At 34.3% G+C, this 9,018-nt stretch carries 9 protein-coding genes; 4 read left to right on the top strand and 5 right to left on the bottom strand.

The window, feature by feature from the left end:
- Nucleotides 1-694: 694 nt before the first annotated feature.
- Nucleotides 695-1,564 carry an OmpA/MotB family protein gene (locus ABWO41_RS01795; RefSeq protein WP_353132499.1) on the top strand — a complete coding sequence of 290 codons (870 nt, stop codon included), beginning with the start codon at nucleotides 695-697 and terminating at the stop codon, nucleotides 1,562-1,564.
- 38 nt (nucleotides 1,565-1,602) lie between these two features.
- Here the strand turns inward: ABWO41_RS01795 and ABWO41_RS01790 are convergent, their stop codons facing one another.
- The 5 genes from ABWO41_RS01790 to hemW form a co-directional block, all read right to left on the bottom strand.
- A complete protein-coding gene (locus tag ABWO41_RS01790) occupies nucleotides 1,603-2,493 on the bottom strand; it encodes a UbiA family prenyltransferase (RefSeq protein ID WP_353132496.1) in 891 nt (296 codons plus the stop codon).
- A 14-nt stretch (nucleotides 2,494-2,507) separates the two neighbouring features.
- Nucleotides 2,508-3,755: a metallophosphoesterase gene (locus ABWO41_RS01785; protein WP_353132493.1), complete on the bottom strand. Its 1,248-nt coding sequence runs from the start codon at nucleotides 3,753-3,755 to the stop codon at nucleotides 2,508-2,510.
- A gap of 110 nt (nucleotides 3,756-3,865) precedes the next feature.
- A complete protein-coding gene (locus tag ABWO41_RS01780) occupies nucleotides 3,866-4,267 on the bottom strand; it encodes a response regulator (RefSeq protein WP_353132490.1) in 402 nt (133 codons plus the stop codon).
- A gap of 87 nt (nucleotides 4,268-4,354) precedes the next feature.
- The gene (locus ABWO41_RS01775; protein ID WP_353132487.1) at nucleotides 4,355-5,149 is read right to left on the bottom strand and encodes an SDR family oxidoreductase; all 795 of its coding nucleotides are present in this window, start codon (nucleotides 5,147-5,149) and stop codon (nucleotides 4,355-4,357) included.
- Entirely contained in the window at nucleotides 5,133-6,251 is a 1,119-nt protein-coding gene (gene hemW, locus ABWO41_RS01770; RefSeq protein WP_353132502.1) for a radical SAM family heme chaperone HemW, read from the bottom strand. The genes ABWO41_RS01775 and hemW overlap by 17 nt, the downstream gene beginning before the upstream one ends.
- On the opposite strand from hemW, the gene ABWO41_RS01765 reads away from it, so the two are divergent.
- From ABWO41_RS01765 to ABWO41_RS01755, 3 genes are read left to right on the top strand one after another with little or no spacing between them, the layout of a single operon-like run.
- Nucleotides 6,210-6,332, top strand: a complete 123-nt coding sequence (locus ABWO41_RS01765) for a hypothetical protein (RefSeq protein ID WP_353132505.1) — start codon at nucleotides 6,210-6,212, stop codon at nucleotides 6,330-6,332. The genes hemW and ABWO41_RS01765 overlap by 42 nt on opposite strands.
- Nucleotides 6,333-6,348: 16 nt before the next feature.
- Nucleotides 6,349-8,043, top strand: a complete 1,695-nt coding sequence (locus ABWO41_RS01760; RefSeq protein ID WP_353132484.1) for a POTRA domain-containing protein — start codon at nucleotides 6,349-6,351, stop codon at nucleotides 8,041-8,043.
- Nucleotides 8,044-8,046: 3 nt separating this feature from the next.
- The gene (locus ABWO41_RS01755) at nucleotides 8,047-9,018 is read left to right on the top strand and encodes a DUF4271 domain-containing protein (protein WP_353132481.1); all 972 of its coding nucleotides are present in this window, start codon (nucleotides 8,047-8,049) and stop codon (nucleotides 9,016-9,018) included.

The raw sequence follows: 9,018 nt of genomic DNA, 5'->3' as shown, positions 1-9,018 counted from the left end.
GGTGGTTCTGCTTTATCGGCTTTTACCTTCTTTCCGTTCATCGGTCGTTTTCGTTAGTCCTGGTTAGAGATAGATTGGCTGGCTTTGCGTGGTGCCTTGAATCGGATGGCGGTTGGCCGTTTTGCAGGACTTAGTGTATTTTTGTTTCAAAAAAACCATTTTTGCACCCCGCTCTATTGGCTGTAAACGCGGTTTTTTATTTTTAATTTCCGTTGCTTAGCTATAGCATAGCTCCAATATAGCTATAGTGTCGCTATACCTAAGAGGACTTAGTGTATTTTTCTATACATAATGAATTATGAAAAGTTCATAGGGACAGCGCCTCCTTAATAAAAAAAGCTTAGCCTTAATGGTATGTCGTAGACGATGAGATATTTTGCTGGAATATAGAGATATGGCCATCCACCAGCTTTCAATGTGAATGAGTTCGAAATGCTATGAGCCCTGAAGATAATAACAATGATAGAAGTTCCTGTTCCAATGTCTGGATTAATAAAACAGCAAAACTATTATTTTATCAATAGCCCCAACTTTTTTGCTTGATCCAATTATGACGGGAAGCTTTCGAGCCCAGCTACAGATGACTAGAACATTTTTAGCGACTCTTTGTCTTCATCGTCTGTTTATTTAATACTTATTTTTAAAACATTCCGCAACTTTCCTACGTTTTAATTACTCACCAATAGTAATTGTTATGAGAGCATACTTTTCAATTTACGTCTTATTGGTTTTGGCGGTGTTTAGCCAGGGCTGTGTGAGTAAAAAGCAATATACGGATTTGCAAACGAAATATAACGACCTTGAAACAAGGGCTAGAGAGTTAAATCAGAAATTTCAAGACAGCCAGCAGGGATTGTCAGGATCTAGTAGTCGAGTGAAGAGCTTAGAAGAGCAAATTGCTTCTGAAAAAGCAAATGTTGCAGCTTTACAAAAAGCTTTAAATAAATGTCTCAATTCAAGTAGTCAGGGCAATGTGAATATTTCGAAACTTGTAGACGAAATAAATGCATCAAATAAATACATTCAGCATTTAGTTAATACTAAAAATAAAAGTGATTCATTGAATATTGTCCTTACTAATAATCTTACTCGTTCTTTGAGCCGTGAAGAATTGAGAGATGTAGATGTACAGGTGCTGAAAGGCGTAGTCTACATTTCTTTAGCGGATAATATGTTGTATAAGTCTGGTAGCTACGAAATATCGGAGAAAGCTGACCAAACTTTAAGCAAAATAGCCAAGATTATTAAAGATTATAAATCTTATGGTGTATTAATAGAAGGTAACACAGACAATGTGCCTATTTCGCAAACGAACATTAGAAATAATTGGGACTTAAGTGTACTAAGGGCTTCTTCTGTTGTACAATCTTTGCAAACCCGGTATGGTGTAGATCCTAAACGCTTAACTGCGGGCGGTAGGGGAGAATATAATCCAATAGCGAGTAATACTACAGAAAGCGGAAAAAGTAAGAATAGAAGGACTCAGATTATCATTACACCAGAACTCGACCAGTTTATGGAATTGATAGATCAGGCCCCTGACAATACAGAAGGGACAAAATAATTTGATAAGGAAGGCCGTCTAATGACGGTCTTCGTCTTTTAAAATGAAATAGAATTTGAAATGAATGTGGAAGCTGCTAACAATACGTATTGCAGCGCCATGGTACCGTCCAGATAGAAAAAATAATAATATTCGTTCTTTTTCCAGTTTGATTTAAAAATGAGCCATCCGGCCAATACAATAGTGATAGTTAGAGCTATGAAATTAATATCTATTCCTTTGTTGAAGACAAAAAGAAGAACCAGATAAAGCAACAATAATATTTGACAGAAAATATAAGCCCCTTTTTCTCCCAACACAGTCGGAATTGTTTTTAGCTCATTTATTTTATCCTGAAAAAGATCCCTGATATCAAATGGAACTGTAATAGCTGCAATGAAAAGGAATCTTTTTGCTGTCAAAATAAAGATATCCTGAAAGTTGATATGATATAGATGTTCTTCATTGATTTCTAAAATGGGAAATGTAACACAACTTACAGCCCAAACCAATGCAATAAGAAAAAGCTTTAATCCAGGAATGTTTCTTAATCCAAATTTCTTGTCATTAACACTGAATAAAGGAAGCGAATATCCGATGGATACCAGCCCGAGAAAAACTAAAAGTAATTTAGTGGATAAGCTTAACAAAAAGAAAATTGGAATTAATGAGATTGCTGATACGATAGTTGCTGATACACAGAATCTGTAATGCCAGTAAACCCATCGTATTCTTCTAAAAGGAGAACGTTTATGAATAGCAGGTTTTTGTATTAATATACTAAAGTTGTAAATGCAGAGCGTAGAAAAGAACAGAAATGATAAAACAATAATATTAGGTTGTATTCCCAATAAATGGTAAGTGACTAAAGCTTGAGCTACAGCACATATAGCAATGAAAATATTGCTGAATATGAGGAAGTCCAGACTTTTATGCAGGTAATATTTCATTAAAAATTAAAGATTTAGGCTTTCTTTAATTCAAATATCGTTATTTCGGGTAATATTCCAACTCTTCCTGGATAACCTAAAAATCCGTATCCTACATTTACATATAGCTGTTGATGTTCATGTTGGTATAATCCGTCCCATTCTTCGTAAATATATTGAACCGGGCTCCATTTAAAATGATCTGTTTCTATGCCAAATTGTGAACCATGGGTATGTCCGGAAAACATCACGTCTATTTGTGGATATTCTTTAAGGACCTGAAGCTTCCAGTGCGAAGGGTCGTGAGATAAAAGCAATTTTACAGGGAGATCATCGGTATTTTTAATAGCATCTTGCATCCGTCCAAATTTAGGGAAGCGGCCACCACCCCAGTTTTCGATTCCTAAAATCCCTATTTCTTCGTTGTTTATCTTTATCCGCTTATTCTCGTTGTTGAGTAACTGCCATCCCATATTTTTATGAGTTAGCTTTAAGTCATTTAGATTCTTCTTTTGGGAAGCTTCGTCCTTCCACTTTTCATACATTCCGTAATCATGATTGCCTAAAACGGAAAATACGCCTAAAGGAGCTTTAACTTTTGAAAATATATCCTGATAATCCCGCATTTCTGAGGCTTTCCCATTTATGAGGTCACCTGTAAAGAATGCAATATCCGGTTTTTCATTCAACAACATTTCTACACCGCCCAGAACGGCCCTTTTATTGTAGAAACTACCGGAATGGATGTCGGATATTTGTGCAATCTTAATTCCATCGAACGAAGCGGGCAGATTTGGAAGAATTAAGGTTTGTTTTCTTACCCGATAGTCATGAGCACCGTAAGCAATTCCCCAGGTTAAGGTACTAAAAGGAATGGCCGCAATAGCAATTCCTGATTTTACCAAAAACTCTGAACGCGAAATAGAATTTTCTTGACCAACAGGCTCTATACTTGTATTCTGAATCTCCTTCTTTCTAAAAACTTTAGTGATTAATCTTCTTAAATCATCTATTAGTAGCATGGGAACAAAGCATAACTTGCTGACGAAGGTTATGAAAAAGGACACTAATATTACAGCTCTTAACCAAAGAAAAATATTAAAAAAGATACTTATGAATACACCCAGAATTAAGGCAATGCTGTAAGTCCACCAAATATATTTAAACTTCTTCTTTTTAAGCTCTGTCCATTTCGGATAGATGTCCAAAATCGCTTTGTATATATATAGATCGAAAACTAAAAGAAGTATCGACAGTAATGTCAAAGAAAATATCTTACCCATTTCAAAATCAAAAAATACACAGTATTAACGTGTAAAGTTAATATTTGAATATTTTATTAGTAACTCTAAACGGTTAATTTGTTGTCATTTTAGTGACGAGCTACAAAATATTAGGTAGTTGTAAATATTCTGATTAGTGTATTTAAGTCTATTGGTTTGATAATATATTCTTCTATTTCCCTTAGTTTGTTTGCTTTTTCGATATCTTCCGGATCTATAGAAGAACTCACCATATAAGTTTTGGTGTCTTTCCTAAGAGATTCGTCAATCTCACTAAATTTCTCCATAAATTCCCAGCCATTCATGACGGGCATATTAATATCTAATAAAATAATTTCGGGAAAAGGTTTTTTTTGAGCTTCCAGTTCTTTTAAACGTTGTAAGGCGTCAAAGCCATTGCTGAATGTATGAATCTCTTTGCAAAGCTTCTTTATCTGAACAAGCTTCTTTATTCCAAAAATATAAATGTCATCGTCATCTATTATAAATGCATTCTCAATTATAGTTCTCATGAAAAGGGATATAGCAAAAAAAATTTTTGAAATTTTCGACCAATAAATATAATGAAGTTTTTAGGTTATTCAGAAAAAGATCAAGTTTTAAATAACTTTTCTTTTTCGAATCATTTTTGAAAAATAAGCCGGGAAGAATCTTTTCAAAATAACTCCCCACTTTTCTTTTCCTGCAATAATCACTTCTTCTTTTTTCTTTTCTATAGCTTTTAAAATTTGTAAAGCACATTCTTTAGGAGATATACCATTTAGCTGGAAATCGTCTGATCGTTCATATTTCTCCCCGTTAGCGGTCAACGAGTTCTTGGTGATATCTGTATTAACAAAACCGGGGCAAATAATAGAAATGTCTATTCCCTTATCATAAACCTCACATCGTAAAGAGTCGAAATAACCATGCAATGCATGTTTAGAAGCCGCATAAGACGTTCGGTATTGAGTGCCGAATTTTCCCATGAGCGAGCTAATGATTACTACATGCCCACTTCCATTTTCAATCATTCTGGGAATAATGTTTTTACTTAAAATTACTGTACCCCAATAATTAGTATCTAAAATCTGTTGTTCCACTTCTAAGGAGGTTTCTAAACCTAAAGAACGTTGGCTAATACCCCCACAATGAATTAAAATATCTATATACCCGTAAATTCGCCAGGCTTCCTCACTTTTCAAAGCCAGTGTTTGTTTATCAGTAAGGTCAAGAGATAGAATGTGTGTATTAATTGGGTCTGTTTTAAGAGCCTGTTTAAGTTGATATAGTTTTTCTCTTTTTCTTGAAGAAAGAATGAGCTTAGCTCCCTGGCTTTTTAGTGCAATAGCCAATTCTTTCCCAATACCAGATGATGCTCCGGTAATCCAAACAACTTTATTCTTGAAATTCATCTTCTATAAATAATTCCGAGGCAATATAATCTGCATATAATTTGCCCGATACGGTTAAAGTTACGTGATTATCTTTTTGTACCACCCAATTCTTTTCGAAAAACTTTGACAAGTTTTTGATTATCCCGGGTTTGTATTTTGTAAATTCTGCTTCTATTTTTTTGATATCCAAGCCCCACATGGTTCTTAGAGAAGTCATGATATATTCGTTAACCCGGTCTTTGGAACTCAGTATTTCCTGTTCTGCGGGAATCACTCCATTTGTTAAAGATTGAATATATTTTGCATTGTTAGCGATATTCCATTGACGGTTTTTGCCATCAAAAGAATGTGCAGAAGGGCCGATTCCTAAATATTTCACTCCTCTCCAGTAGTTGGTGTTGTGGATAGAGTAGCGTTTGTTTCGGGCAAAATTGGAAATTTCGTAATGTTCGAAGCCATTTTCCTGTAAACGTGATGATAAATACAGAAACTGTTCCGAACTTTCTGTATCGTCTATATTTTTCTCGATACCCCTTTTTATAAGAGAAGCCAAAGCAGTTTTCGGTTCAACCGTCATAGAATAACATGAAACATGAGGAATGCCCATGTCAATGACACGATTGATATTATAGGACCATTTGTCTTCATTTAACAAGGGATAACCATAAATTAAATCGACTGTTAAATTTTCGAAGCCTGCATCTTGCGATGCTTTTATTGCAGATTCAGCATCTTTTGCATGGTGTGCTCTATTCATCCATAGCAAATCTTCATTAAAGAAAGATTGAACCCCAATGCTAAATCTGTTTACAAGTGTCTGCTTTAACGAAGCTATTTTTTGGGAAGATAAATCATCCGGATTTGTTTCCAGCGTTACCTCTATCAAATTGTCTGCATTATACAGATGCTGAATTTGTTCTGTTATACGATTGATTTCATCACTGTTTAGTAACGACGGAGTACCTCCGCCGAAATAAACCGTTTCAATCTTTTCTCCCTCCAGAAAGTTTCGTTGTATTGCAATTTCCTTTTCAATAGCTTTTAGCATGTCATCTTTATATTTTAAAGATGTACTGAAATGGAAATCGCAATAGTGGCAAGCTTGCTTGCAAAAGGGAATGTGGATATAAATTCCGGCCATGGATACAAAGTTAATATAAATAGAATTGGAGATTACTATAGTTCTGATTTTGAATTCTAACGCCTATTTTTACCCTATGTTTAAACAATTCTTAATATATCTGTTACTTTTTAGTACTGTATGCGTACATGCGCAAAATTGGGACAGGAAAGTTGAAGTAACAGGGCTTCCAAAAGAATTGCTTAAAAATAACTCATTTGTTTTTGAAGACTCACTAAAGGCTGAATTGGGCGTTGCCAACTGGTTAGAGAAATTACATTATGACGGATACTTCTATGCCGATACGTTAAGTAAACAATGGAACAATAATATGCTGAAAGTTGACTTTTATTTAGGGGAAAGATTCAAATTGCTTTATCTGAAAAACGGTAATATTTTACCACAAGTACTTTATGATATTAGTTTTAAAGAGAAGAATTATATAAATCAAAACCTGGATTTACAAGCGTTGAAAACTCTAAGAGAAAATCTTTTGGTTTGGTATGAAAATCATGGATTTCCATTTGCAAAAGTTTGGTTAGATAGTTTTACGTTTGAAAATCGGGCGTTGTCAGCAAAAGTATTCAGTATACCCGGAGATAAGATTTCTATAGATTCAATCCGCGTTATTGGTTCTCTAAAGATATCCGATTCGTTTTTATCCACACACATGGGTTTAAAACCTGGCGCAGTATATCAGGAAAATAAAATCAGAGATATGGATAAGCGTTTGCGAGAGCTGCCTTTTTTGAAACTGAGAAAGCGATCTGAAGTAGAATTTGTAGCTGATAAATCCAGACTGAATATTTTTGTAGATAAGCAGGATGCCAACCAATTCGATGGGCTAATAGGTTTTCTTCCTAATCAGAAAACCGGAAAGTTGCAGATTACAGGAGATTTTAGATTGAAACTTCAGAATTCTTTAAAGCAAGGCGAGACACTGAGTTTCAATTACAGGGGGCTTCCGCAACAAGCACAGGAATTAGATTTTGGATTTAAATATCCATATCTTTTTAAATCGCGTTTAGGTTTAAAAGCAGATGTGTTATTTTACAAACAAGACACTAATTTTTTGAACCTGAATACCAAACTGGCTTTTGTTTATAGCTACAGTAATAATAAATCTTTAGGATTTTATGTTGAAAATTATACGGGAAATACGATTTCTTACAGCAAAACTGCTACTTCAGATAATAGAATAGCCGATATTAATACTTTGTTTTATGGTATAGATTTCGATTTAAGATCTCTGGATAATCTGTTTATGCCAAAAAAGGGATATAATCTGATATTTTCTGCCGGTGCAGGTGCCAGAAAGATTAAAAGTGAACAAGCCGAAAAAAAACAGACTAGCCAATTTAAGTTAAAAGCCGATCTTAATTACTATTTGAAGTTATCAAAAACATCAGTTATTTATTTTCATAATTTGTCATCCATACTTACTGGAAAAGATCTTTTTGAGAATGAAGCTTTTAGAATAGGAGGCCTGAAAACATTGAGAGGGTTTGATGAACAGCAGTTTTTTGCCAGTTCTTTTTCTGTGCAAACTCTGGAATACCGACTATTTGTAGAAGAAAACTCATTCCTGAATGTTTTTTACGATCAGGCGGTTATGCAACAAATTTATCAGGGGCGGACAGAACTGACTCATCCATTTAGTTTTGGCGTAGGCTTTACCTTCCTGACTAAATTAGGTAGTTTATCTTTGAACTATGCTTTAGGAAAACAAAAAAATATTCCTTTAGATTTGCAGAAAGGCAAAATACACTTTGGTATAGTTAGTTATTTTTAAAATATGAACTTCAGGACACTTTTGTTTTTCTTGTGTTTTCTTTTGACTTTCCTCTCGGGAACTTATGCTCAAAATGATTCGTTAGGTGCTTCCCCAGATACTGTTCATGTGCAAGCCAGAAGAAACTATGCTTATGTGAAGGCAGATTCTGCACAGCTTGCTCAGGCTAAATATATCAGAGATTCACTAACCAGGATGTTTGTTTCTCCTAATGCGAAAAGAGAAAACCTGTTTGTAAAAGAAATGCTGGAAAAATATATTGTTCGTGATCATACATTTTTGACTTTAGGACCCAAGCATGTTAAAAAAGAGGAATACAAAGCAGGAAAAGAAATAGTAAAATACCCAACCTGGGAAATTCTCGTATTAATCTTTCTGATTGTTTGTTTCGCTATTTTACGGCTTGTGTTTGGAAAAAAAATGTCTGTTATATTTCAAGCATTTTATGATGATAGAGTTTTTTCCCAAATCAATAAAGAAGAAAATATTCTTAGTTCGTGGTATTTTCTGTTTTCTTATGTGCTTTATTCCTTTTTCATTGGGCTTTTTGCATACATCGCTTTAGACAGATATGGATTAGAATTGCAAATTAAAGGCTTTAATCTTTTTATTGCAGCCTCTTTAATATTTGGATTCGGATTAGCACTAAAAATTCTTGGGCTTAGATTTCTTGGGCATTTTTTCAATGTACAAAAAGTGACTAAAGAATATGTGAATAGTATTTATCTCTCTTTTTTTAATGCCTCATTACTCTTTATTCCGCTAGTTATTTGTTTTACATTAAGTGTGAATAGCAACATCTGGTTTCTATGGGGGGGAATTGCTTTTTTGTGTTTAAGTTTCGGGCTGCAGCTGCTTAGAGTAGGGGTAAATATATTGTCTCGATATAAACTTTCGAAATTTTATTTATTTCTGTACCTTTGCACCTTTGAATTATGTCCTATCATAATACTAATAAAAGCTCTTAATATATAA

This window comes from Pseudopedobacter sp. (assembly GCF_040392825.1).
Classification (GTDB): domain Bacteria; phylum Bacteroidota; class Bacteroidia; order Sphingobacteriales; family Sphingobacteriaceae; genus Pseudopedobacter.
The sequence above is the reverse complement of the archived record's forward strand: the minus strand, read 5'-3'. Positions and strand labels throughout refer to the sequence as shown.